We start from the raw sequence: 24,671 nt of genomic DNA, 5'->3' as shown, positions 1-24,671 counted from the left end.
AATAAGAATAGTGAAAACTCATCTCTAAAACAGAACAAACGGAGGGTTGTCTATGTTTAAAAAGCTGAAAAATGGTGCTGAGAACTATTTGGCAATGTTTGGTTGCTTGGATGTTGCGCTGTTAAAAACCTGTGTATTGGCTGTGGGTATTCTCATTGGCTTGGCGGTGTCTGGTCGTCGCAAAAAAGCGGTGACTTGGGGTGCGGCCTTGGTGTTTGTGGCAACCTATATTCCTTTGATGTATAAGTTTATTCCCTGTTTGAAAGATGCCTTTGCGGTGGAAGCCGACGAGGACGATGAAGCCGATGAAGACGCAGACTGGGATGATTTTGAAGAAATTGAGGTGGAATATTATGAGTAAAACCGCACAACTGGTGATGAAAATTATTGGCGCAAGCCTTGCCTTGGCAGCGGTGGTCTGCCTGCTAATTGGTGGCTGGAACGATTTGACCATGGGCATCCGTGGAATGCAAAGCCGCCACGGCAAAGACGCGGGCTACGACGAGTTCGACGACTACGCCGACGACCAATTGTATATTTAAAATAGCTAAGAACTAAGAGTGAAGAGTGAAAAACTATGGGTAATCGCCCACAGTTTTTCACTCTTTTTTGTTTTATATTCCCGCCGCAGCGGATAGTTTTTCACTCTTAGTTTTTAGTCATTAGTTTTTAAAATGCCACCTGCATAAACAGTGCCACACCGCATAAAATCAAAGCAAAGGGCACGTACACATAGCGCCCCACCGCGTACCAGATGGCGCCTTGTGGTTTGCCTGCGCCTTTATTGATTTCGTCTAGTAAGTCCTCTTTGTTCATCACCCAGAACCAAGACACAGCGCCCAGCGTTGCCCCCAGAGGGATGATGTAGATAGACACATAGTCCATCCATGGCCCCCATTGGTAAATGGCTTCCATGTGGACGCCGACGCCAAGGCACAAAGCGCACAGTCCCACCAGCACGGCCTTGCGGCTCAGCTTGGGGAACTTATGGAGCAGGGATTCTGCCACAGCTTCAAACATATTTTGCAAAGAACTGATGCCAGCGAAAATCATCGCCACATATAAAATCACCGCAAAGCCTTGCCCCATGGGAATGTCTTGCAAAATGGCAGGCAACGTCTCAAATAGTAGCCCAGGGCCAGAGCCTACGTCAAAGCCGTAGGAGAAGCAAGCAGGGATGATCACCAATGCAGCCACCATAGCGGCAATGGAGTCGAAAATGGCAGTCTGGCGAGACACAGACACTACGTTTTCGCTGTCAGACAAGTACGCCCCATAGACAATCATGCCACTGCCTGTGATGGACAAGGAGAAAAATGCCTGCCCCATGGCCCAAACCCAAATCATGGGGTCGGTCAAATACTCCCACCGTGGGGTGAACATAAAGAGATAGCCTTCCATCACATTGGGCAGCATGGCCACACGGATGGCAAGAACCACGAAAATCACAAAGAACACTGGCATCATAATCTTATTGGTGCGTTCGATGCTTTTGGCCCCTAAAAACAAGGTGAATAACGTGGCCACCACCACGAAAATGTGGTAGGGAATCACGCTGTAAGATACAAGGGAGAAGGATGTGAGCCAAGAGGCGGTGTCAGCGGTCATCAATGTGCCAGAGACAGAGGCTGTGAGCGCCTTGAGCACGTAGGACACAATGACGGCATAGCCAATGGCGATGCACAGCGAGCCAGCCAAAGGGAGCCAGCCAATGACCTTGCCAACGGCAGGACAGCGGTCTTTCCATGCCAATTCATACGCGCCCAAGGTGCCCGTGCGCCCACGGCGACCAATGGCAAATTCAGCAGGTAACCCCACATAGCCAAAGATGAAAATAAAGAAAATATAAATCAGTAAAAAGGCACCACCGCCGTTGCTGCCTAGCTTGTTTGGGAAGCCCCACACGTTTGCCATGCCCACGGCTGAGCCTACCGATGCGAGAATAAAGCCCCACCGAGAGCGGAATCCAGCGTGCTTGTCAGTTTGTTTTGTCATAACAGCCTCACTTTTTGTATTTAAAGTAGATTTTAAGGTTTGATAATATTGTAATGTATTTAGTAGGAAATGTAAAGGTCGACTTTTGAAGGCAATCGGTTGCTATTAAAATTTTTTCAAAGTAAACCCTGTCACTATGTCATGATGACAAAATTGGGACATGATTGCCTTGCATTTTTTGGAGATTTACGATAAACTTTGAATTGTAAAGGAAATGTTAACATTTACAAAAGGAGTGAGGTGTACGCCCATGGCAAAAACCCCCCAACCCTTGACCCCTCGCCAACGAGACGTCGTGGTGAGACTGGCGCAATTTTCAGCAGAGAATCCTGCCACCGTGGCAGACATATCCAAAGAACTCAATATTTCTTCGCGCACAGTGCTCCGTGAGCTACCAACCATTGAGCAATGGCTCCAAGGCCAGCAAGTGGCATTCATTCGCAAGCCCGGTGTGGGCATCGCGCTGGAAGGTACTTTAGAACAACGCCAGCAAGTGGTGGCCCAGCTACAAACATCCAACGCGCAAACTGACAAGCCCAACCGTCGCCGTTTCATTACGGCGCAATTGCTAGCGGATCAAGAACCTGCTAAATCTTACGCATTTGCAAAAACCTACGATATTTCAGAAGGCACCTTGACCACAGATTTGGATTATATTCAAGGGTGGCTCGGTCGTCATGAAGTCACGCTACACCGCAAAACTGGTTTGGGACTTTATGTCACAGGGAGCGAAAATCGTCTCCGCCAAGCCATGGCGGCGTTGGTGTATGAGTGGATGCAAGATGGAGCGGTGTCTCGTTGGTTTCTCTGGGGCAATGCCACTGGGGACAGCCAAAGCACCCATGGGCTGTATGTCTTGGGTCTGTTGAAGCAAGCAGGTGACTTGCCAGCCATGCGAGAGCTTCTGGTACAAACGGCAAAAGACCAAGGTTGCGAGTACACTGACCAAGGCTTTTTGTCAGCACTGGTGCACCTGTCTATTGTGGTGACCCGCATTCGTCAAAACCTGTATTTAACCCAAATCAGAGAGTTGCATCAGCAAACCCCAGCCCAAGCCCGATTGGCAGAGGCCATCGCAACAGGGATGGAAGCAAACTTTCATATCATCTTGCCAGAGTCTGAACGCAGTGCCATTGCGGCAGGTATGATGGGCGCTATGGTGACGCAAAACCAAGACCTATTGGCAGACGTTGATCTCTACCGCTTGGTGTTGAAAATGATTGCCGTGGTGGAAACAGAGGCCAAGGTTGCCCTACAGGGTGATGAACTGTTGGCGACTGATTTGGTGCGACACCTGCAACATACCTTCCAACGCTTAAAACTGGGGGTGGATACCTCCTACAACACCCACGGTCCAGAGTTGAAAAAAGCATATCCAGCCATTTACAATGCCACCCAAGAAGCTTGTAAGTTGCTAGAGGCTATCTCTGGGGCCAGTCGTTTGGGTGAGAATGAGACGCCCCTTGTGGCTATGCACTTTTGCGCCGCCGCAGAGCGTTGCAAAGCCAAGCAAGCACCCATGAGTGTGGTGGTCAGCTGTCCCATGGGGATGGGCAGTAGCCGTATTCTGGTGGCCAATCTAGAGCGTGCCTTCCCAGACATTCAAGTCAAAGGTGTGGTTTCGACTATGGCCATGCAGGCACAATGGCTCCAAGAGCAGGGCATCGACTTGGTGGTCTCCACCGTGGGCTTAGAGTTAAACTTCCCCCACATCTGCGTCAGCCCCATGCTAACTCCACAAGATATCCGTCAAATACAAGCCTTTATAGACCGATGGACGCCTTCAGAGCAGGTGGTGACGGTGGAGCAAGGCCAGAACCTGAAAGAAACCTTAGCCTATGTGGAAGACCTGACCCAAGAAATCACCCATGTGCTGTCTTATCTGCCCTTGCAAATCATAACACAGGTGGACAGCAAAGCCCAACTCTTAGACCATGGGGCAGAGCTGTTTGCCATCGACGCCACAGCCAAAGCCCAAATCCTAGCAGATTTAACGGCTCGTGAAGACATCTGCGAAACCTATATCGACCAAGGGCGAACCTTGCTACTCCACTGTAAAACATCTGCCGTTGACCACTGTCACTTTGGCTATCTCCGATTGACCCAGCCCTTAGACAGCCAAACAAACCAAGTCCATGGTGCCATTGTCATGGTGGCGCCCAAGGAAGCACGACAGGTACACATTGAAATGATGGGGCACATCTGCTCCGCCTTTTTAGACAACCAAGCCTTGTATATAGCGGTGCAAACAGGCACCGCACAAGACTTTGCCCAGCAAGTTGAAAAAGTTTTAGGGTGCTTTTACACAAAGACCCTACATTTAATATAAGAAAAGAAAAGGAGACAAACACATGAAAAACAAGGTACAAAGTTTCGGCAAATTCCTCAGCAGTATGGTTATGCCCAATATCGGGGCCTTCATCGCATGGGGGTTTTTAACCGCCCTATTTATCTCCACCGGCTGGTTCCCCAACGATCGATTGGCTACCATCGTAGACCCCATGCTCATGTACTTACTGCCCATCCTGGTTGGTTACACTGGCGGTAAAGTTGTGGGTGGCGACCGTGGCGCTGTCATGGGTGCCATCGCCACCATCGGTGTGGTGGTTGGTTCTGACCAAACCATGCTCATCGGCGGTATGATTATGGGCCCTATTGGCGGTTGGGTCATCAAAAAGTTTGACGAACAAGTAGACGGCAAAATCCCTGCTGGCTTTGAAATGCTGATTAACAACTTCTCCATCGGTATTCTGGGCATGATTTTGGCCATCATCGGCTACTATCTCATTGGTCCTGTCATGAGTGCTGTGTTGGTTGTGCTGGAATCTGGTGTGCAATTCCTCATCGACAACACCCTGCTTCCTCTGGTTGCTATCTTTATCGAACCTGCTAAGGTGCTGTTCTTGAACAACGCCATCAACCACGGTATCTTCACCCCACTGGGCGCAGAGCAAGTGTCTGAAGCTGGCAAGAGCATTATGTACATGATCGAATCCAACCCCGGCCCAGGCTTGGGTGTGCTGGCAGCTTACTGGGCTTTCTCCCAAGACAAAATCACCAAGTCCTCTGCCCCCGGCGCCATCATCATTCACTTCTTCGGCGGTATCCATGAAATCTACTTCCCCTATGTGCTGATGAATCCTGTGATTTTGCTGGCACCTATGGCTGGTTCTGCCGCCGCTATCTTCTTCTACTCCATCACTGGCGCTGGCTTGTCCTTCGCTGCATCCCCTGGTTCTATCATCGCCTTCTTGGCTGCTGCCCCCCGTGGCGAAACCTTGCTTGTGTTGGCTGGTGTGGCCATCGCCGCTGTGGTGTCCTTCTTGGTGGCGGCTCCCATCGTGAAAATGGGCGGCAAAAAGAGCTTGGACGACGCCAAAGATGACGTCAAGTCCATGAAATCCACCACCGCACCTGTTGCCATCGAAGGCAAAGTCTCTCAAGTTATCTTCGCTTGCGACGCAGGCATGGGCTCTAGCGCCATGGGTGCTACCAAGTTCCGTAACCGCATTGCCCCTTTGAATTTGGGCATCAAGGTCACCAATTCCTCTGTGGACAACGTCCCTGCTGGCACCGATATTGTGGTCTGCCAAGCTGCCCTGCAAGACCGTGCTCGCAAGAGCGCCCCCAATGCACAATTGGTGGTCATCAACAACTTCTTGGCTGACCCTGCACTAGACGCTCTGTTTGCCCAAGTGGAAGCAATGGCAACTGGTGAAACTGCCCCTGCAGAAGAATCAGTTAAGGCTGATTCCAAAAAAAAAATCCTAATTGCTGATGGCATTGTGCTGGGTTGCACAGCAACTACCAAAGAAGAAGCAATCCAAAGCGCAGGTAAACTATTAAACAAACTGGGTTATGTAGATGCCACTTATGTCCCTGCTATGCTGGAACGTGAGAAAACTGTGTCTACGTACATGGGTTTTGGCGTAGCCATTCCCCACGGTACTGCTGCTGCAAAAGATGCAGTGAAGAAATCTGGTATCGTCATGTTGCAATTCCCCAATGGTGTCAGCTTTGGGGATGAAGATGCCCAACTGGTGTTCGGCATTGCAGGTGTGGGTGATGAACACCTTGACCTGCTGGCAAAAATCGGCGAAATGATGGAAGATGAAAGCAATCTGTCCGCATTGAAAACCACCACCGACGTGGAAAAAGTATTGGCTATGTTGGGCTAAGATTAAACTAAAAGTTAAGAACTAAAAGTGAAAAACTATCCGCCACGGGCGGGGAACGGGCGACCACACCTGGATTGCAGTGCGCTCCCGCCTCGCCCGCAGGCGATAGTTTTTCACTATTCACTTTTAGCTCTTAGTTTTCCCCGTCCCGTTCCCCCAACCGTAGGGGCGACCTCTGGTCGCCCGTCCCCAAAGTCGAAAGGATTATAAACTATGAAACAAGCTGTTATGTTTGGTGCTGGCAACATTGGCCGTGGATTTATCGGCGGACTGCTTGCCCAGTCTGGGTATGAAATCGTGTTCGCGGATGTGAACCAAGCCATGCTAGACGCCCTGAATGAAACCAAGGGCTACACCATTTTCGTCTGCGACACCGTCTGCTCTGAGCAAACTGTGGAGCATGTGTCTGCCCTCCACTCTGCTGATTCTGCTTTGGTGGATGCCATTGCTGATGCTGAGCTAGTGGGCACCGCTGTGGGTTTGGGCATTTTGCCCCGCGTAGCACCCACCATTGCCAAGGCCATTGCCAAGCGTCAAGAATTGGCTATGACTTCAAATTTGAATGTAATCGCCTGTGAAAATGCCATCCGTGCCAGCTCACAGTTGAAAGCCTCCGTATATGAACACTTGAGCGCCGACCAGAAGGCCTATGCCGACCAATACATCGGCTTCCCCGACTGTGCCGTTGACCGCATCGTCCCCCCTGTCACCAATGAGCGCATGGTAGACGTGTCTGTAGAAGCCTTCTATGAATGGAGCGTGGAGCAATCTGCCTTCGCTGGGGAAGTTCCCACCGTGGAAGGAATGCACTTGGTGGACGATTTGATGGCTTACATCGAACGCAAACTCTTCACCTTGAACACAGGCCATGCCGTCACGGCGTACCTTGGTTCCATCAAGGGTTACGAAACCCTGCAAGAAAGCTTCAAAGACCCTGCCATCAACGCCTTCGTCCGTGATACCATGGCCGAAAGTGGCGCTGGTTTGGTGCAAAAGCATGGCTTTGACCCTGCCGCCCATGCCGCTTACATTGAAAAGATTGCCGCCCGTTTCCAAAACGACTATCTGGTAGACGTGGTGGACCGTGTGGGTCGCTCTCCCAAGCGGAAGCTGGCAAGCACTGACCGTCTGGTCAGCCCCTTGATGACAGCCAAAGGATTTGGCCTGCCATATCAACATTTAGTGGTTGGCATTGGTGCCGCTTTGTGTTATACTAATGGCGAAGACCCTGAAAGCGTGGAAGTCCAAGAAACCTTGGCCACTCAAGGCTTTATGGCAGGTGTGTCTACCCTGACTGGCATTGAAGATGCAGGTCTGTTGAATGAAATTTATAGCGCCTATTTGGCATTGAAAACCCTATCTTAACTGTAGGGCAAGCCCCCGCCCTACGCTATGCAAGCGTATACACCATACATCATTATACAATTTTAAGGAGAACAACATCATGACTACTTGTAAAGCAATCGTAAATAGCCCCTCTGGTATCCACGCCCGTCCTGCATCTGAACTGGTGAACTTTACCAAGCAATTCACCAGCAAAATCTTCATCTGCAACGACACCAAAAAAGCCGCCGCTGGTTCCATCATCATGATTTTGACTTTGGGCGCCAAAAAAGGCACCGAACTGACCGTCACCGCTGAAGGGGTCGACGAAGCACAAGCAGCCAAGGCTGTGGCAGAATTCATCGAAGGCATCACTGAATAAGATAACTAATAGGAGGTATCCCATGGAACACATTACTGTCGAGAAAGCACCTTCCCGTGGCATTGTCATGGGAAAAGCCTATTTGCTGAAAAAGCAAACCGTCACACTAGACACCACAACCATTGCCCCCGAACAGGCAGACGGGGAAGTGGGTCTGTTCCAAGCCGCTGTGGCGGCTGTGGTGGCTGATTTGCAACTGCTGGCTGAGCACAATCCCATTTTCGGCGCTCATATTGAAGTGGCTGAAGATGTGGTGCTGTTGGATGCGGTGGAAACCAAAATCCGCATGGAAAATAAGCGTGCCGCCTTATCTTTGCAAGAAGCAGTAGACGAAATCGTGGATATGTTTGCCCAGTTAGATGATGAATATCTCCGTGAACGTGCCGCCGACATTCAAGACGTGGGTCGCCGCATTCTGTTGAAGGTGCTGGGCGTGGAAGAAGCCACTTTGGCACAAGTCAACCAGCCCTCTGTGGTCATCGCTGAAGATTTGGCGCCGTCTGACACGGCTGCCATGAATGCCTATGTCAAAGGCTTTGTCACCAAGTTTGGTGGTGCCACCAGCCATGTGGTGATTATGGCTCGTAGCATGGAAATGCCAGCCGCTGTTGGTGTTGGCGATAGCGTGGACAGCATTTGTCATGGGGACGCTATTATTTTAGACTGTATCGACAATGTGATTTTGGTGAACCCAGATGCTGACACTGTGGCAGAATATGAAGCCAAAATCACCGCCTATCAAGAAGAAAAAGCACGCCTTGCCGCCTTGAGTAATCTGCCTGCCACCACGGTGGACGGTAAAACGGTGGAGATTTTTGCCAACGTGGGCAATCAACAAGACGTGGAATTTGCGGTGCAAAAAGGTGCTGAAGGCATTGGCCTGTTCCGTACCGAATTCCTCTATATGCAAAACACCAAGTTCCCCACAGAAGAGGAACAATTCGAGGTCTACAAAACCGCCATTCAAACCATGAAGCGCCCCACCATTTTGCGCACCTTGGATATCGGTGGGGACAAAGAACTGTCTTACTACGAGTTTGACAAAGAAGAAAATCCCTTCTTGGGTTGGCGTGCCATTCGCATTTGCCTTGATATGAAGGATGTGTTTAAAACCCAACTCCGCGCCATGCTTCGTGCAAGCGCTTATGGTGATATTCGAATTATGTTCCCCATGATTATCTCCTTGGAAGAGCTCCGTGCCGCCAGAGAAGTGCTGGAAGAATGCAAAGAAGAACTCCGTGCCAGCTCTACGCCTTTTAACGATAGCATCCAAACGGGGATCATGATTGAAACCCCTGCCGCGGTGCTGATGGCACGGGAATTGGCCAGCGAAGCTGACTTCTTCTCCATCGGTACCAATGACTTGACCCAATATCTGCTGGCTGTTGACCGTGGCAACCAAAAGATTGCCAAGCTGTATAATAGTTTCCACCCTGCTGTGCTCCGTGCCATCGCTGAAATCATCGCCGCAGGCCATGCAGGTGGCATCGAAGTGGGTATGTGTGGCGAATTTGCCAGCGATCCCCGTGCCATCCCTGTGCTGTTGGGTTTGGGTCTGGATGAGTTTAGCATGAGCGCCTCAGAAGTGGCCGCTAGCAAGTATGCCATCCGTGGTTTAGATGCAATCAAGTGTGAAACCTTCGCCAAAGAAGTTTGCGCCCAAGCCACCCTAGAACAAGTGTTGGCCATGGTGAGCCAATAAATGAGATGGTAAAAAGGACTGTTCCCACAGGGAACAGTCCTTTTTTTCCATTTGTAGGAATAGCCATTCCACCTAACATAGACATTACATAAAATTTTTTAAAGTTTACGTTAAAAGATTCTCAATTTTACTTTGCATTTTTCCTGTGGATTTGATATACTAGATTGGTAAAAAATTTTTGACGAGAGAAAGGAGCCCAGCCCATGCCACATACCCAAGCGCACTTGCGTTACGAGCCCCTCTATCCCGCCTTAATGGCAGTATCTGTCGCCTTGATAGGCTACGGGTTTTTGATGGATTCACCCCAAGTCATCCTCCAAGGTCTCTATACCATCATCTCCAATGATGGTGCCTTGATTACCGATTACATTGCCTTGGCTGGCCCTGGCGCCGCGTTTTGTAATGCAGGTTTGGTGGGGATGATTTCTGTGTTGATTCTCCACTACACCGAAGATTGTCTCAATGGTTTGGCCATCACTATTTATGGCTTGATGGTGGGCTTTGCCCTGTTTGGGAAAAATATTGTCAATATTTGGCCCATTTTGTTTGGTACTTATCTCTATGCCAAAAGCCGCAAAGAATCCTTTAGCAAATACTCCATTCCTGCCATGATGATTACCTGCTTGGCGCCGGTGGTCAGTTATGTGGCGCTAGACAATGGCTTTGGTAATATTCTGGCTGGCGCCGGTGTGGGGGTATTCATCGGGTTTATTGTGCCACCCCTTGCCGCCTATACCTATCGCATTCAAAATGGTATGAACCTATACAACGTGGGGTTTGCCTGTGGCCTTGTGGCCATGATGTTGGTGCCCCTGCTAGACTCTTTGGGCGCTTCCCCCCAAACCTACAGCTATTGGTCAACCGAACATGAACTGTCCATGGGAATTTTGCTCACGGCCTTTTGCCTGCTGTGTATCTTGGTGGGTTTTTTAGCCTTTAAACAACCTGTTTGGGCTGTGTGGGCTGGGTATCGGCGACTGTTGAAAACCAGTGGTCGTTCACCCAGTGACTATTTGCGTATGTTCGGCCCAGGGCCTGCCCTGTTGAACGTGGGCATCAATGGGTTGGTGGCTATGACCGTGTTGGTGCTGGCTGGTGGCGATTTAAACGGTCCCACCTTAGGCGGTATTTTCACCATTATGGGCTTTTCCACCTTTGGCAAGCACATTGCAAACATTCTTCCTGTGATGGGTGGCGTGTTGATCGGCGCGGCCTTGTTCCACTGGGATCTGAGTAATCCCGGTAGCCAACTGGCACTGCTGTTTTGCACCACCTTGGCACCTATGGCTGGATATTTTGGCTGGAGATGGGGTGTTGTGGCTGGTTTTCTCCACTCCTCTGTGGTGCTCTTTACCGCCAGCCCTGTCTCGGGGATGAATTTGTACAACAACGGCTTTTCAGGGGGCTTAATTGCCATTGTGCTCTATCCCTTGATTATCGATATTGCCAAGCATCGTAAAATCACCATCCAAGACGAAGACTTCTTCGAGCCCTTGGTGCACGATGAACCTGTGACGGCACCCGGATATCATCAAATGGCAGAAGAAAAAGACGATTAAAAGAGATACAATCCTGCCACCCCTCGCCAGTGGGGCTTTGGCCTACAGCGCAATCGTAGAAAATATTGCATCTCCATGGGTGTGCCTACCTGATTGGTGCACTGTAGATGGTGGTTCTAGTGTATAAAAAAACCGTTGCAGAAGTTCACAACTTCTGCAACGGTTTTTTCATATCAATTTACGCAAAATAATCTCGCACGCGGTTTGCATCGCTTTGGATTTGACTGCGCAGAGTGTCTAGAGAGTCGAAGCGGATTTCGTCGCGCAAACGCTGGTAGAAGGCCACCTGTAGCACCTGCCCATACAAATCCTCATCAAAATCCAACAGCCATGTTTCCACCGTGGTGTCGGTGCCGTTATTCACTGTGGGACGTTTGCCCACATTGGTCACCCCCATAAAGTTACGCCCGTCAGGCAGGTGCACCTTGGTGGTATACACGCCGTAGGCTGGCTCTAGCAGGTGAGGAGGGATGGTTAAATTCACAGTGGGGATACCGATGGTGTGGCCAATTTTGCGCCCATGTTGCACTTGCTGTGTCAGCACATGGGGGTGACCTAAAAAGGCGCAGGCACGTTCCATTTGCCCCATTTCCACTAGCTTGCGAATATAGGTGGAGCTAACAGTGATGCCCTCAAGTTCCACTTTATCCACAATGTCGCAACCAATGTGCAATGTTTTGCACAGTTCAGCCAGCAATTGTGGAGAACCTTGGTTCTTATGGCCAAAATGATGGTCATGACCAGCCACAAAATGGACACCATGGTGCTGTTTGATTAGCAGTTCCGTGACAAAATCTTGCCAAGAAGTGGTCATCATGGTTTGGTCAAAGGGGGCCATAATCACTTGGTCAATGCCGTAGACCTCTTGGAGAAGGCGTTTGCGGTCGGTGGGGGTGTTAATCAGCGGGCAGGGGATGCCAGTCACCACCTCTTTGGGTGGTAGGGTGAAGGTGAAGACGGCACTTTGACAGCCGCGCTCTTTGGCTACCTCTACCGTGCGGCGCAACAAAGCGGCATGCCCCAGATGGACACCGTCGAAAAAGCCCAGTGCAATTACCAATTCTTTGCTCATGATTTATGCTCCAAAAAAGTTTTTAATCGAGGTTAAAACCCCATTTTCACAGCGAGAGAACGCTAAAAATGTACCATCTTGTCCATAGATTCGATAGGTGCCATCCGCCAGCTCTGGCGCCAAAACGGTGTTGCCGTTGCGACACCGCGCCTCTTGCTTGGTGGAGGGAATGGTGTAGCTAGGGTGGGTTTTGAAAAAGTATTCTGTGGGTAGCAATAAGTCTGCGCCTTGTGCTTGTACCTGTTCTAAGGTGACGGCGTCGGCCTGTGTGAAGCCTGCGGCTTGGGTGCGTCGCAACGCCGTGAGGGTGGCGCCACAGCCAAGCACCTGCCCCATGTCATGAGCCAGTGTGCGGATATAGGTGCCCTTGGAGCACACCACACGGAGGCGATAGTCAGTGGGGGAGACTTGCTCTAGCAGTTCCAGCTCATAAATGGTGATTTGCCGCGCTGGACGGTCAACCTCTTTTCCTTTGCGCGCCAATTCGTAAAGCTTTTTGCCTTGGATTTTAATGGCGCTGTACATGGGTGGGATTTGAGAAATCACCCCTGTAAATTGGGGCAAAATGGCTTGCAAATCGTGCAATGTGGCGCTCACCTCATGGGTAGAAGTGACGGTGCCTGTGATATCTTGGGTGTCGGTGACGGTGCCAAGACGGAGCGTGGCCACATATTCTTTGGGGGCGTTTTCGGAAAACTCCACAGCCCGTGTGGCCTGTCCCACAAAAATGGGCAACATACCAGTGGCCATAGGGTCTAAGGTGCCGCCGTGACCAATGCGTTTTTCACGCAAAATACCTCGCAATTTGGCAACCACATCGTGGCTTGTCCAATCGGAGGGCTTGTCGATGACAAAAATGCCGTTGGGCATGGTGTGTCTCCCTTCTTAAAAAAGCGTAGGGCGGGGGCTTGCCCCCGCCGTCCCCTATCGTACACATCATGCCATCGGAAAACGGCGGGGGCAAGCCCCCGCCCTACGGTGGTGATGATGGTGATAGTGCGGAGAATCGTAAAGCACGAATTACACTTGTTCTGCAATCACGGCTAAAATCGCTGCTTTGGCTTCTTCTTGTGTGCCTTCGATGGTGCAACCAGCGGCAGCGGCGTGACCGCCTCCGCCTAACACTTGGCACACGGCAGAGGCGTTGATGCGTTTGCCTGTGCGTACAGACAGCTTCCATTTGTTTTCAGACAGCTCACGCATGGTGACGGCGCAGTCGGTGCCTTCAATCATGGCGCCTAAAGAGGATAAATCCTCTGCGTCAGACTCGTCTGCTTCCACCCGTGCCATCAAACTCATGGGCACAGCTAGCACCACAATCCGACCTTCATCATGGAAGGTCATGGTGTCTAGCATAGCACCTTCGAGTTGCATCTGTTTGCGAGATTTTGTGCGGAAAAAGGCCTTGTTCAAATCCGCTACATTGCATCCTGTCTGCATCAATTTCCATGCAATTTCGTGGGTGCGAGCGGTGGTGTTGGTGTAGACAAAGCAGCCAGTGTCGGTGGAAATACCGAGATAGAGGGGCAGTGCCATCTCTGGGGTCAGCTTGCCCAGTGCGCAGACGATGTCATAGACAATTTCGGCGCAAGCAGCCGCCTTAGGACGGACGATATATTGCTTGCCAAAGCCTTCAAAAGAAGGGTGATGGTCAATGGCCAAGTCGATTTTATCAGCATAGACAGTTGCGTTTTTAGGCAACAATTGCAAAGAGGCAATGTCGCAGGACACCACAAAATCAGGGGTGAAATCACTGGGCGCATGATAGGGCAGGGCATAGGGAGAGACCGAGCGCGTTAGCTCTGGATTGGGCAGAAGGTAGGCGGTTTTGCCAGCGCTACGCAGACCTTCACACAGCCCAGAAGCGCTACCAATGGTATCGCCATCGGGGCGAATATGGGTTAAAATCAAAATATTGTCAACTTCTTGCAACAGTTGGGCAGTTTGGGGGACAGTCAACATATCTTAGTCCTCCTCGTCCAACACTGCGGTGTTGTCTGGGTTGACAGGTTGGACATTTTCCAGCACCTTCAGGATATGAGCCCCATAGGCGATGGAATCGTCGGGGATAAATTGCAGTTCTGGGGTATAGCGCAAGCGCAGGGCAGAGCCCAGCTCACGGCGCATAAAGCCAGCGGCAGATTTCAAACCCTTAAACACTTCTTTTTCTTGGGTTTGGTCAAGAACGCTGATATATACACGGGCATAACGCAAATCCCCAGTGGTATCAACGCGGGTGATGGACACCATGCCCACTTGAGACACACGAGGGTCTTTCAATGAGCGGATTTGTTGTGCCAATTCTTTTTGAATTTCTTCGTTGATACGGCCAATACGGTTTTTTGCCATAATGGGTACCTCCTTTTATTAAGCTAAAAGCTAAGAGTGAATAGTGAAAAACGATCCGCCACGGCGGAGAAGGAACGATGGTGGGGTGCATCACCGTGGGACGGGCGGATAATATCCGCCCCTACGTGGGTGTGGTGCAACATTTGTAGGGACAACTCTTGCGGTTGTCCGTTCCCATGGGTGGTGCAATGACTTGGTTGTAGGGGAGCGCAGTGCGTTCCCGCATGGGTTGCAACATCTAACGGTAAAGAAGGAAGAGTGAAGAGGATGAAAACTTTTTCACTTTTCACTCTTCACTCTTCACTTGAATTTATCTTGGGATTTCTACCATGGTGAAGCCTTCGATGATATCGTCCACACGGATGTCATTGAACTTTTCAATGGTCATGCCGCATTCGTAGTTGTCGGCCACTTCCTTCACGTCATCTTTGAAACGCTTCAAAGACGCCAGAGTGCCTTCGTGGATGACAATGCCATCACGCACCACGCGGACGGAGCAAGCACGGACAATTTTGCCGTCTTGCACGTAGCAACCTGCCACGGTGCCGATGCTGGAAACCTTGTAGGTTTCTCGGACAATGGCGTGCCCCAGCACTTGTTCTTTGAATTGAGGCGCCAGCATACCCTTCATGGCAGCCTCGATTTCGTTGATGCAATCGTAGATGATGCGATACATCCGCATATCCACGTTGGCACGCATACCAGACTCACGGGCGGCGGCATCGGGACGGACGTTAAAGCCCACAATGATGGCACCAGAGGAGGAAGCCAGCATCACATCAGACTCGCTGATGGCACCCACAGCGCTGTGGATGACACGGACACGAACTTCGTCGTTGGCCAGTTTTTCCAGAGCGGACTTCAAGGCTTCTACGCTACCTTGCACATCGCCTTTGACGATGAGGGGCAGTTCCTTGCGTTCGCCAGCTTGGATTTGGTCAAACAGGTTTTCAAGAGACACCTTTTGCACAGCGTTGGCTGCACGCAAGCGTTCTTCGCTCTTGCGTTGTTCCACCAGTTCGCGAGCCATACGTTCGTCGGCAACGGCGAAGAATTGGCTGCCAGCGGCAGGTGCTTCGCTGAGGCCAGTGATTTCCACAGGCACAGAAGGGGTGGCGGATTGGGTTTTGCGACCCTTGTGGTCCACCATAGCACGGACACGACCAACGGCAGTGCCAGCGATGATGATGTCACCTTGATGCAAGGTGCCGTTTTGCACCAACAAGGTGGCGATGGGGCCACGACCCTTATCCAAACGGGCTTCGATGACAGTACCTTGACCAGCGCGGTTGGGGTTGGCCTTCAGTTCTTCCATTTCGGCAGTCAAAGTGACCATTTCCAGCAGGTTTTCGATACCAGTGCGCTTTTTAGCGGACACTTGGCAACAAATTGTGGTGCCGCCCCAATCTTCGGGTTGCAGGCCGTGCTCGGTCAGTTGTTGCATGACCTTGTCGGGATTTGCGCCAGGTTTATCAATCTTGTTGATGGCCACAATGATGGGGATTTCAGCGGCCTTGGCATGGTTGATGGATTCGATGGTTTGAGGCATGATGCCGTCATCGGCAGCCACCATCAAAATGGCAATATCGGTAATCATGGCGCCACGGGCACGCATGGAGGTAAAGGCTTCATGACCAGGGGTGTCCAAGAAGGTGATGGGCTTGCCATCCAGTTGGACTTGGTATGCACCGATGTGTTGGGTGATACCGCCAGCTTCGCCAGAGGCTACGTCTGCGTTGCGGATGGCATCCAGCAGTGAGGTTTTACCATGGTCAACGTGACCCATAACCACCACAACGGGTGCACGGGATTCCAGTTCGCCGTCATCGTCCTTGCGGTCGTCGATGAGACGTTCTTCAATGGTGATGACCACTTCTTTTTCAACCTTACAGCCCAGTTCCACAGCCACCAGCTCAGCGGTGTCAAAGTCGATGACTTGAGACAAAGAGGCCATGACGCCGTTTTTCATCAGCACCTTCACCACTTCAGCGCCAGTCTTCTTCATACGAGAAGCCAGTTCGCCAACGGAGATTTCGTCAGGGATTTGCACCTTCAGTGGGGTCTTTTTCACCACTTCAAGTTGTAAACGACGCAGACGGTCTTGCTCTTCTTGGCGACGCTTGCTAGAGAGGTTGTTGGGGCGTTGTTGACGACCAGTGTTGCGGAATTTTTCCTTGCCTTGTTGATAGCCCATACGGGAGGCAGCTTGAGGGGCAAGGGTTTCCAGACGCTCGTCGTACTTGGCCAAGTTGATGTCGCCGCCCTTACGGGTATCCACGATTTTCTTTTCAGGGATACGGGTGGTGGGACGCTCTAACACAGGCTTGGGTGCAGGGGTGCGAGGGGGTGCAGGGGTGTTATTGGGGCGGTTTTGGTTGTTGTAACCACCTTGGGGACGGTTGTTGTTATAGCCGCCTTGTTGGTTGTTATAGCCACCTTGGGGGCGGTTGTTGTTGTAACCGCCTTGTTGGTTGTTATAGCCACCTTGAGGACGGTTGTTGTTATAGCCACCTTGACCATCACGTTGTTGATAGCCTTGAGGGCGGTCGCCTTGGGGACGGTTGCCTTGGTAGCCTTGAGGGCGGTCGCCTTGGGGACGGTTGCCTTGATAGCCTTGAGGACGGTCACCTTGGGGACGGTTGCCTTGATAGCCTTGAGGACGGTCGCCTTGGGGGCGGTTGCCTTGATAGCCTTGAGGGCGGTCGCCTTGGGGACGGTTGCCTTGATAGCCTTGAGGACGGTCGCCTTGGGGACGGTTGCCTTGATAGCCTTGAGGGCGGTCACCTTGGGGACGGTTGCCTTGATAGCCTTGAGGGCGGTCACCTTGGGGACGGTTGCCTTGATAGCCTTGGGGACGATCGCCTTGGGGACGGTCACCTTGGGGGTGGTTTGGTTGTTGGGGAGCGGGAGATGCCGCTTTGGGGGCTGGTGCTTTCGGAGTTTCCACAGGGGCGGCCTCTACTTTCTTGATTTCTGTCTTAGGTTCTGCCTTGGGTTCGGGTTTGGCTTCTGCTTTGGGTTCAGCCTTCGCTTCTGCTTTGGGTTCAGCCTTGGGTTCAGCCTTGGGTTCAGCCTTGGGTTCAGCCTTGGGTTCAGCCTTGGGTTCAGCCTTGGGTTCAGCCTTCGCTTCTGCCTTTGGCTCAACCTTCGCTTCTGCTTTGGGGGCAGGTGCTGCTTTGGGCTCTGCTTCGGCGAAAATCTCCAGAATACTTGCAGATTTATGTTTTTGGGTCAGTGCGTCAAACACGTAGGAAAGCTCTTGGTCGGAGAGAACCTGCATGTGATTTTTAGGGGTTTGTGCGTATTTGCTCAGCACATCCACCACATCTTTGTTGGAGACGGACAAGTCTTTTGCCACCTCATGGACACGGTATTTGTTTGCGTTTTGGTTTGTACTCAAATAAAGCCACCTCGATTACTCCAACTTCTGGGTAAAGTTGGTAAATTTTTTAGGGAAACGGGCGATTCGTGAATCGCCCCTACAGTGCATGATTGGGTCAATGTTTATGTTGTTCGCTTGTTAGGCGTTGTCTTTTTTGCGATAGGAGCCTTTGCCCTTTTTCACAGGACGGGTACCGCGGAAGGAGTTACCACGTGGCGTGGCCTCGTCACCATCACGCTTTACATAGGGCTTGCGTTCACCGTCGCGATTGAAAGGTTTGCGTTCACCGTCGCGATTGAAAGGCTTGCGTTCACCGTCGCGGTTGAAAGGCTTGCGTTCACCGTCGCGATTGAAAGGTTTACGTTCACCGTCGCGATTGTAGGGCTTACGTTCACCATCGCGATTGAAAGGCTTGCGTTCGCCGTCGCGGTTGAAAGGTTTACGTTCACCGTCGCGATTGTAGGGTTTGCGTTCACCGTCGCGATTGTAGGGCTTGCGTTGGGGAGCGGACGACCGCAGGTCGTCCCTACGGTGGTTCTCAACCACAGGTTTTTCCTTTTTAGGGCCTTGCTTGGTTTTTCGCTCTTGGGCACGCTTGGCCTTTAGCTCCATTTTCTCTGCCGCCTCAGCGTAGGCAGGGTCAATGGCAGATAGGCGCTTGGCAATGGTGGCGGCTAAACCGATTTCAGTGATAGCAACCATGGCACAGGACTTGCGTCCCACAATGGCGCCCAAGCCAGCTTTGGTATCAGGTACCACCAGCATGATGCAGTTGCCCTCTTGGGCGAAGTGTTCACAGCGGCGACGGGTGTTGTCGGCAGCATCACTGGCCAACAGCAATAGCCGCGCTTTCTTTTCTCTGGCGGCGATGCCACAGGGTTCTTCCCCCACGGTCACGCAACCAGCCTTTAATGCCATGCCTACCATGGACAGAGGATTATTGGCCATCAGCGCCTCCTAATTCTTTTTCCATGGCATCGTAGACCTCGGCAGGTATTTGGGTTTCAAAGCCACGCTCTAAAGCTTTGGATTTACGCGCTTTTTTCAAGCATTCTAAACTGTGGCACACGTAAGCGCCACGGCCAGGCTTTTTGCCGCCAAAATCCAAGGATACCTCCCCTTCAGGGGAGCGCACCACACGCAGTAGAGATTTTTTATCTTTCATTTCACGGCAACCTAAGCATTGCCGTTGGGGTATTTTTCGTACTTTAGCCATGATGGGTTACCTTTCTTTAAACTAAGGACTAAGAACTAAGAGTGAATAACTATCCGCTGCGGCGGGGCTAAGAACGGTGTAGTATACAGCCGTTCCATCTCGCCCGCAGGCGATAGTTTTTCACTTTTCACTTTTAGTTTTTAGCTTAATTCTTCTTCGCCTTCGATTTCCAAATCGTCATCTTCCACCACGGTGGTGAGGAAGCTTTCGGGCTTGATGTCGATCTTAAAGCCGGTCAAACGGGCGGCCAGACGGGCATTTTGCCCTTCTTTGCCGATGGCCAGAGACAGTTGGTCGTCGGGCACGATGACACGACAAGACTTGCCTTCTTCTGCCAAGGTGACTTCCACCACATCAGCAGGCGCCAAGGCGGCGGCGATGAATTCGCTGGCGTCTTCGCTATACTTGATGATGTCGATTTTCTCACCACGGAGTTCATCGACAATGTTGGCAACACGTTGCCCCTTGGGACCCACGCAAGCGCCAATGGAATCTACATTTTCATCGTGAGACCACACAGCCATTTTGGTACGGCTACCAGCTTCACGGGAGATGGAGCGGACTTCCACGGTGCCGTCGTAAATTTCAGGCACTTCCAGTTCAAACAAACGCTTGACCAAACCAGGATGGGTACGGGAAATCAGCACTTGAGGCCCACGGGTAGAGCGGCGGACTTCCACCACATATACCTTGATGTGCATCCCTTCGCTGAGCAGATCCCCTTCCACTTGTTCCCCTGCCATCAGCAGAGCTTCGGTGGATTCGGTGCCAGTGCCGATGCGCAAGGAAGCGTTGTTGTTACGGGGGTCAATACGGGTGACCACACCAGTGAGAATTTCGTGTTGCTTGGAGTTGAATTCTTCATACACCATGCCGCGTTCTGCTTCGCGGAGCCCTTGGATGATCACTTGCTTGCCGTTACCAGCAGCGATGCGACCAAATTCCACGGTGTCCACAGGGAAGTGGATGATGCTACCCACTTCGTAGCGTGCAGACATCAGCTTTGCTTCGTCGATGCACACTTCGTTTTCAGGGTCAACATAGTCTTCTTCTTCTACGACGACTTTTTGGACGAACATTTTCAGTTCTCTGTTTGCTTCGTCTACGTCCACGATAACGTTTTCCACGTGCTCGTGGTCACGCTTGTATGCGGTGGTTAATGCTTGGATGATTTTGTCCATCATAAAGGACATGGGGATGTTACGTTCCTTTTCTAACATTTCCAGTGCAACGAAAATTTCGCTGCAGTTCATGCCAGCAGGCTCTTTCACCTTTTTTTTGCCTCTCATAAGGGGAGTCTCCTTCTATTGTAATGTAGGGGGGGATGATTTAGCTAAGAGCTAAGAACTAAGAGTGAATAACTATCCGCTGCGGCGGGGCTGGGAACGGTGTAGTGTATAACCGTGCCATCTCCGCCCGTGGCGGATAGTTTTTCACTATTCACTTTTAGTTCTTAGTTCATTAAAATACCACTCTCAGTCTTACCAATGCCATGGCTTTTTTCTCGAATGTGTATTCTGTGCCGCCAATGGTGATGGTCACGGTGCCAGTTTCAGAATCGTAGGCGGTTAAATCGCCTTCAAATTCTTTGCGACCGTCACGGTTTTGATACAGCTTCACAGTGACAGGATGCCCTATGAATTTTTCAAAATCGCTAGGACGCTTCAAAGCACGTTCTGCCCCAGCAGAACCAACTTCCAATGTGTAGCTGCCGTCGATGGGGTCTGCTTCGTCTAGCAAATCGCTGACGGTACGGGAGATGGCTTCGCAGTCTTGGATATCCACGCCGCCTTCTTTGTCTAGCAAAATCCGCAGATACCAACCGCCTGCTTCTTTCACATATTCCACATCCCACAAAGTACAGCCAGCTTTGGCGATGGCGTCTGCTGCCAATTCTGCTGTGAGTTCAGTGACTTTTTTCATAAAAACTACCTCCTTTTCTCATGGTTTAGCCTGTTTTAAGTGACTAAAAAAGGCCGAGAAAAGGAGCGGGCTTGTGCCCACTCCTCAATTTAACTTATCTAACAGTCAATACTATACCATAGAATCTAAAATTATGCAAGGGTTTTCCATCTTAGTTTGGCAAAAAGTTTACAATTTATGCAATTAAGCTAAAAGCTAAAAGTGAACAGTGAAAAACGACCGCCTGCACCCTAGAGTGACCTCTCTTACTCGATGGGCAATTCACCTTGTGGGGCGAGAAGGGACAACAGTAATCGTTCTCAGCTCCGCCGTGGCGGATAGTTTTTCACTTTTAGTCCTTAGTTTTTAGTTTTTCTCATGGTCCACCCATAGAGCACCACCATGACCGCCAATAACACCCCAATGTACACAGGGTACACCCAAAAGCCAATGCCGTTACCCAGCAGTCCAAAGAGGGCTGGCATGGTCAAGGTGCCTGTGTAGGCGCTTGCCATTTCTACCCCAGTGATGGCTTGGGCGTGGGCGATGCCAAAGGTGTGGGGTGTGGCGTGGATGATGGAGGGATAGACAGGGGAGGAGCCGAGCCCAATGAGCAACAGTCCTGCAAAGGCGGTGGTCTGCCCCATGGGCAACAGCAATACCACCACCCCGATTGCCATGATGACGCATCCGCCGTAAATCATTTGGCTGTGGGTGGCTTTCATGGCAATGAAGCCATTGATGCCACGCCCCACGGTGATGCCCAGATAAAACAAAGCGGCAACGCCAGCGGCGGTTTCAGGGGCGACCCCGCGCTGGTACACCAAGTAGCTGCTCGCCCAAAGCCCTGTGGTTTGTTCAATGGCACAAAAGCAGAAAAAGGTCAGGGCGATTTGTGCCACCCCTTGGATGGCGAATATCTCCTTGAGAGACAACACTTTGCTGTGTTGTTGTGCAACGGAGGAGGGGGCACTGGCGGTCCAGACAGGGCGACTGAGAAAAATCACCGCTGTCAACACCCCTTGGATGGCAAAAAGAGCTACATAGCCACCAGAAAACCCTGCACCACCTGTCAACGCCATACCCATCAGGTAGGGGCCAGTGGTGGCACCCACGCCCCACATACAGTGGAGCCAGCTCATGTGCTTGCTTTCAAAATGGAGGGAGACGTAATTGTTCAGCGCTGCATCCACACTGCCAGCCCCTAAACCGTAAGGCACCGCCCACAGACACAGCACCCAAAAGTTGGGGCTATAGGCAAAGCCCAACAAGGAGACGGCAGTGATGCCCACACTGATGGTGGTGATGGCATGAACGCCGATTTTGTGAATGAGGCGGTGGCTTTGCAAGCTAGAGACAATGGTGCCAGCGGCGATGATGATGGTCACCATCCCCATAGAGGACACGGAGGTGTCAAACGCAGTGGAAATGGTGGGCCAAGCCGCCCCCAACACTGCGTCAGGCAGTCCAAGGCTGATAAAGGCAAGATAGATGATAGCGAGGAGTGGGGTGAGCATAAAAACCTCCGTATGTAGCGTGTAAAATGTATGTAGGGCGGTGTGCCCTCACACCGCCGTTCCTTGAGGAAAACGGCGGTGTGAGGACATCCCACCCTACCAATGGATTGGCCATTTGATTGGCACTTACCGTTTCAACACCATCCGCACCACGCTAAAGAGCATAAACATCCCCAAATTCACCATCACAACGGAGGCGCCCACGGGGGTGTTATAGAGGAAGGAGCAGATTAGGCCAGCGCAAAAGCACACCACCGATGTGGCGGCAGAAGACATCACGACCCCACGGAAGCTTTTGAACAGTTGCATGGCGGTGAGGGCTGGGAAAATCACAAGGGAAGAAATCAAAAGAGCACCCATCATCCGCAAGCCCAACACAATGGTCAAGGCGGTTAAAATGGACAGCAGTGAGTTATAGCGCTCTACTTTCAATCCTGTGGCTTTGGCGAAGCGTTCGTCAAAGGTGACAGCAAACAAGCGGTGATAATACAAGATGAACAGCACCAACACCACAAGGCTCACTGCCACGCAGAGAATCACATCTTGGTTGGTCATGGCCAGCACAGAGCCGTACATATAGGTATCGATGTCGGTGGTCATCCCCTGTGACAGGGAAATGACCATAATACCGATGGCAAGGGAGGAGGCGCTGACCACGGCAATGGCAGCATCGCTGTTCCACCGTGGGTGGTTGGCCAAACGCAACAGGGCAAAGGCGGCGATGATCACCACGGGGATGGAGAAATACAAGGGGGTGAACCCCAGCGCCACGGCAATGGCCAAGGCACCAAAAGACACGTGACCCAAGCCGTCGCCAATCATGGAATAGCGCTTTAATACCAGCGACACACCCAGCAAGGCGGCGCACAGGCTCACCAACACACCTGCTAGCAAGGCGCGCTGCATAAAGGTGTAAGAAAACATCAGCAATAGGATATCCATTTAAAGTCCCTCCTGAAAGCGCTTGCCCAGAGGGGAAGCCAGATATTCGTTCACCGAGCCGTGGAACCATTGTTTGCGCCCCATGTGGAGCACAGATTTGGCATGGTGGAGGGCTGGGGTTAGGTCATGGGTGACCATGATGATGGTTTTGCCTTCTGTTTGGTTGAGGTAGCCCATGGTTTTGTAAAACTCTTGGGCGGCGGCAGGGTCAAGGCCTGTGATGGGCTCGTCTAGCACCAGCAATTCCTTGGCGGCACACAGGGCTCGTGCCAACAGCACACGCTGTTGCTGACCCCCAGAGAGGTTGCGGTAGCAGGCGTCTTTCAATTCCAAAATCCCCAACTTGCCCAGCTGCTGCAAGGCTTGGGATTTTTGGGCGGCGGTGTAGAAAAACCGCACCCGACCACCGCTTAAAAACCCAGAGAGCACCACTTCCATCACCGTAGCAGGGAAGTTTTTCTGGGCGGCAGTTTGTTGTGGCAGGTAGCCAATGGCGCCGTTTTGCAAAGAGGGGTCTTGCATCAGCTTCCCCTCCATGGGGGTGATGAGGCCTAGCAATGCCTTCACCAAAGTAGACTTGCCAGAGCCATTTTCGCCGATGATGCAAAGGTAATCTCCTTGGCAGATGTCTAAGGAGAAGCCTTTTAAAACAGCCTGTCCCTCATACCCTAAGGTGACAGTTTGGCAGGATAATAGCAGGTGGTTCATAGGGATTCCTTTCCTTGGCACTGGGCGCAGGTGCCGGTGAGTTGGGTGAGGGCTGGGTCCACTTGAAAGCCGTGGTGCTGTGACAAATGGTCAAACAGCGCCAAGGCTTCGTGGCAATCCAAATGGGACACTTGACCACAGCCTTGACAGTGGATGAGACATTGGGCAGTTTCCCCTTCGTGGTGGGGGCAGTATTGAAACAGTGACCCTTCTGGGGTGACGATTTTGTGCAATTGGTGGCCTTGGGCTAGGCGGTCTAGCTGGCGATAGATGGTGGCCAGACTGACTGGCTTGCCCATGGCTTGCAAATCACCCCGCAGTTGGGCGGCGGAGACAGGTCGTTGCCCCCACTTTGCAAGGCAGTCGATTAAAGCTTGTAATTGTTTGGTTTGGTACGCCATGGCTACCTCCTAATTAAGATGGTGTAATTTGAAAATCATTCTC

The 24,671-nt window shown here is 51.5% G+C and carries 22 protein-coding genes; 8 read left to right on the top strand and 14 right to left on the bottom strand.

The genetic code is table 11. The features are described 5' to 3' along the window. Positions 1 to 52: 52 nt before the first annotated feature. Together RFF05_RS07875 and RFF05_RS07870 are read left to right on the top strand one after the other, a co-directional pair. Complete coding sequence (locus RFF05_RS07875) at positions 53 to 361, top strand: permease of phosphate ABC transporter (RefSeq protein WP_409969809.1); 309 nt, start codon at positions 53 to 55, stop codon at positions 359 to 361. Next, on the top strand, positions 354 to 542 hold the full coding sequence (locus tag RFF05_RS07870) for a hypothetical protein (RefSeq protein WP_409969808.1): 189 nt from the start codon (positions 354 to 356) through the stop codon (positions 540 to 542). Before RFF05_RS07875 ends, RFF05_RS07870 begins: the two co-directional genes overlap by 8 nt. Before the next feature lie 127 nt (positions 543 to 669). Here RFF05_RS07870 and RFF05_RS07865 read toward each other — a convergent pair whose 3' ends face one another. After that, complete coding sequence (locus RFF05_RS07865) at positions 670 to 1,995, bottom strand: sodium-dependent transporter (protein WP_409969807.1); 1,326 nt, start codon at positions 1,993 to 1,995, stop codon at positions 670 to 672. A 250-nt stretch (positions 1,996 to 2,245) separates the two neighbouring features. Between RFF05_RS07865 and RFF05_RS07860 the strand changes: the two genes are divergently transcribed. The 6 genes from RFF05_RS07860 to RFF05_RS07835 all read left to right on the top strand — a co-directional run bounded on the left by RFF05_RS07860 (position 2,246) and on the right by RFF05_RS07835 (position 11,139). After that, a complete protein-coding gene (locus tag RFF05_RS07860) occupies positions 2,246 to 4,324 on the top strand; it encodes a BglG family transcription antiterminator (RefSeq protein ID WP_409969806.1) in 2,079 nt (692 codons plus the stop codon). 22 nt (positions 4,325 to 4,346) lie between these two features. Beyond that, positions 4,347 to 6,173, top strand: a complete 1,827-nt coding sequence (locus RFF05_RS07855; RefSeq protein WP_409969805.1) for a PTS mannitol transporter subunit IICBA — start codon at positions 4,347 to 4,349, stop codon at positions 6,171 to 6,173. Positions 6,174 to 6,386: 213 nt separating this feature from the next. Further along, a complete protein-coding gene (locus tag RFF05_RS07850; RefSeq protein WP_409969804.1) occupies positions 6,387 to 7,538 on the top strand; it encodes a mannitol-1-phosphate 5-dehydrogenase in 1,152 nt (383 codons plus the stop codon). Positions 7,539 to 7,617: 79 nt separating this feature from the next. Beyond that, positions 7,618 to 7,878, top strand: coding sequence for an HPr family phosphocarrier protein (locus RFF05_RS07845; protein ID WP_409969803.1), 261 nt, complete (start codon positions 7,618 to 7,620; stop codon positions 7,876 to 7,878). Between the two features lie 22 nt (positions 7,879 to 7,900). Then, positions 7,901 to 9,580, top strand: a complete 1,680-nt coding sequence (gene ptsP / locus RFF05_RS07840) for a phosphoenolpyruvate--protein phosphotransferase (protein ID WP_409969802.1) — start codon at positions 7,901 to 7,903, stop codon at positions 9,578 to 9,580. 203 nt (positions 9,581 to 9,783) lie between these two features. Continuing rightward, positions 9,784 to 11,139 carry a DUF1576 domain-containing protein gene (locus RFF05_RS07835; RefSeq protein ID WP_409969801.1) on the top strand — a complete coding sequence of 452 codons (1,356 nt, stop codon included), beginning with the start codon at positions 9,784 to 9,786 and terminating at the stop codon, positions 11,137 to 11,139. A 178-nt stretch (positions 11,140 to 11,317) separates the two neighbouring features. Here RFF05_RS07835 and RFF05_RS07830 read toward each other — a convergent pair whose 3' ends face one another. The 13 genes from RFF05_RS07830 to RFF05_RS07770 form a co-directional block, all read right to left on the bottom strand. Then, on the bottom strand, positions 11,318 to 12,211 hold the full coding sequence (locus RFF05_RS07830) for a bifunctional riboflavin kinase/FAD synthetase (RefSeq protein WP_409969800.1): 894 nt from the start codon (positions 12,209 to 12,211) through the stop codon (positions 11,318 to 11,320). A gap of 3 nt (positions 12,212 to 12,214) precedes the next feature. Next, positions 12,215 to 13,081, bottom strand: a complete 867-nt coding sequence (truB, locus tag RFF05_RS07825; RefSeq protein ID WP_409969799.1) for a tRNA pseudouridine(55) synthase TruB — start codon at positions 13,079 to 13,081, stop codon at positions 12,215 to 12,217. Between the two features lie 150 nt (positions 13,082 to 13,231). After that, entirely contained in the window at positions 13,232 to 14,173 is a 942-nt protein-coding gene (locus RFF05_RS07820) for a DHH family phosphoesterase (RefSeq protein ID WP_409969798.1), read from the bottom strand. A gap of 3 nt (positions 14,174 to 14,176) precedes the next feature. Beyond that, on the bottom strand, positions 14,177 to 14,560 hold the full coding sequence (gene rbfA, locus RFF05_RS07815; RefSeq protein ID WP_409969797.1) for a 30S ribosome-binding factor RbfA: 384 nt from the start codon (positions 14,558 to 14,560) through the stop codon (positions 14,177 to 14,179). Between the two features lie 310 nt (positions 14,561 to 14,870). After that, a complete protein-coding gene (gene infB / locus RFF05_RS07810; protein ID WP_409969796.1) occupies positions 14,871 to 17,960 on the bottom strand; it encodes a translation initiation factor IF-2 in 3,090 nt (1,029 codons plus the stop codon). Between the two features lie 120 nt (positions 17,961 to 18,080). Next, positions 18,081 to 18,890, bottom strand: a complete 810-nt coding sequence (locus RFF05_RS07805; protein ID WP_409969795.1) for a hypothetical protein — start codon at positions 18,888 to 18,890, stop codon at positions 18,081 to 18,083. Continuing rightward, positions 18,880 to 19,158 (bottom strand): RNase P modulator RnpM, encoded by a 279-nt coding sequence (rnpM, locus tag RFF05_RS07800; RefSeq protein ID WP_409969794.1) that lies wholly within the window; start codon positions 19,156 to 19,158, stop codon positions 18,880 to 18,882. Before rnpM ends, RFF05_RS07805 begins: the two co-directional genes overlap by 11 nt. A 140-nt stretch (positions 19,159 to 19,298) precedes the next feature. Beyond that, entirely contained in the window at positions 19,299 to 20,447 is a 1,149-nt protein-coding gene (gene nusA, locus RFF05_RS07795) for a transcription termination factor NusA (protein WP_409969793.1), read from the bottom strand. 172 nt (positions 20,448 to 20,619) lie between these two features. Next, a complete protein-coding gene (gene rimP / locus RFF05_RS07790; RefSeq protein WP_409969792.1) occupies positions 20,620 to 21,081 on the bottom strand; it encodes a ribosome maturation factor RimP in 462 nt (153 codons plus the stop codon). 338 nt (positions 21,082 to 21,419) lie between these two features. Beyond that, positions 21,420 to 22,577, bottom strand: a complete 1,158-nt coding sequence (locus RFF05_RS07785; protein ID WP_409969791.1) for an MFS transporter — start codon at positions 22,575 to 22,577, stop codon at positions 21,420 to 21,422. A gap of 126 nt (positions 22,578 to 22,703) precedes the next feature. After that, complete coding sequence (locus tag RFF05_RS07780; RefSeq protein ID WP_409969790.1) at positions 22,704 to 23,519, bottom strand: metal ABC transporter permease; 816 nt, start codon at positions 23,517 to 23,519, stop codon at positions 22,704 to 22,706. Next, positions 23,520 to 24,227 (bottom strand): metal ABC transporter ATP-binding protein, encoded by a 708-nt coding sequence (locus RFF05_RS07775; protein ID WP_409969789.1) that lies wholly within the window; start codon positions 24,225 to 24,227, stop codon positions 23,520 to 23,522. After that, on the bottom strand, positions 24,224 to 24,628 hold the full coding sequence (locus tag RFF05_RS07770) for a Fur family transcriptional regulator (RefSeq protein ID WP_409969788.1): 405 nt from the start codon (positions 24,626 to 24,628) through the stop codon (positions 24,224 to 24,226). Before RFF05_RS07770 ends, RFF05_RS07775 begins: the two co-directional genes overlap by 4 nt. Positions 24,629 to 24,671: the final 43 nt, after the last annotated feature.

Origin of the sequence: Bengtsoniella intestinalis (assembly GCF_039719005.1) — a bacterium.
Lineage (GTDB): Bacteria > Bacillota > Clostridia > Oscillospirales > Oscillospiraceae > Oscillibacter > Oscillibacter intestinalis.
Note: the sequence above shows the minus strand (reverse complement) of the source record. Positions and strands in the feature narration are given on the sequence as shown.

Coding starts and splice junctions, on each gene's coding strand:
- RFF05_RS07875 (WP_409969809.1), top strand. CDS start 53: ATGTTTAAAAAGCTGAAAAATGGTGCTGAGAACTATTTGGCAATGTTT.
- RFF05_RS07870 (WP_409969808.1), top strand. CDS start 354: ATGAGTAAAACCGCACAACTGGTGATGAAAATTATTGGCGCAAGCCTT.
- RFF05_RS07865 (WP_409969807.1), bottom strand. CDS start 1,995: ATGACAAAACAAACTGACAAGCACGCTGGATTCCGCTCTCGGTGGGGC.
- RFF05_RS07860 (WP_409969806.1), top strand. CDS start 2,246: ATGGCAAAAACCCCCCAACCCTTGACCCCTCGCCAACGAGACGTCGTG.
- RFF05_RS07855 (WP_409969805.1), top strand. CDS start 4,347: ATGAAAAACAAGGTACAAAGTTTCGGCAAATTCCTCAGCAGTATGGTT.
- RFF05_RS07850 (WP_409969804.1), top strand. CDS start 6,387: ATGAAACAAGCTGTTATGTTTGGTGCTGGCAACATTGGCCGTGGATTT.
- RFF05_RS07845 (WP_409969803.1), top strand. CDS start 7,618: ATGACTACTTGTAAAGCAATCGTAAATAGCCCCTCTGGTATCCACGCC.
- ptsP (WP_409969802.1), top strand. CDS start 7,901: ATGGAACACATTACTGTCGAGAAAGCACCTTCCCGTGGCATTGTCATG.
- RFF05_RS07835 (WP_409969801.1), top strand. CDS start 9,784: ATGCCACATACCCAAGCGCACTTGCGTTACGAGCCCCTCTATCCCGCC.
- RFF05_RS07830 (WP_409969800.1), bottom strand. CDS start 12,211: ATGAGCAAAGAATTGGTAATTGCACTGGGCTTTTTCGACGGTGTCCAT.
- truB (WP_409969799.1), bottom strand. CDS start 13,081: ATGCCCAACGGCATTTTTGTCATCGACAAGCCCTCCGATTGGACAAGC.
- RFF05_RS07820 (WP_409969798.1), bottom strand. CDS start 14,173: ATGTTGACTGTCCCCCAAACTGCCCAACTGTTGCAAGAAGTTGACAAT.
- rbfA (WP_409969797.1), bottom strand. CDS start 14,560: ATGGCAAAAAACCGTATTGGCCGTATCAACGAAGAAATTCAAAAAGAA.
- RFF05_RS07805 (WP_409969795.1), bottom strand. CDS start 18,890: ATGGCCAATAATCCTCTGTCCATGGTAGGCATGGCATTAAAGGCTGGT.
- rnpM (WP_409969794.1), bottom strand. CDS start 19,158: ATGGCTAAAGTACGAAAAATACCCCAACGGCAATGCTTAGGTTGCCGT.
- nusA (WP_409969793.1), bottom strand. CDS start 20,447: ATGAGAGGCAAAAAAAAGGTGAAAGAGCCTGCTGGCATGAACTGCAGC.
- rimP (WP_409969792.1), bottom strand. CDS start 21,081: ATGAAAAAAGTCACTGAACTCACAGCAGAATTGGCAGCAGACGCCATC.
- RFF05_RS07785 (WP_409969791.1), bottom strand. CDS start 22,577: ATGCTCACCCCACTCCTCGCTATCATCTATCTTGCCTTTATCAGCCTT.
- RFF05_RS07780 (WP_409969790.1), bottom strand. CDS start 23,519: ATGGATATCCTATTGCTGATGTTTTCTTACACCTTTATGCAGCGCGCC.
- RFF05_RS07775 (WP_409969789.1), bottom strand. CDS start 24,227: ATGAACCACCTGCTATTATCCTGCCAAACTGTCACCTTAGGGTATGAG.
- RFF05_RS07770 (WP_409969788.1), bottom strand. CDS start 24,628: ATGGCGTACCAAACCAAACAATTACAAGCTTTAATCGACTGCCTTGCA.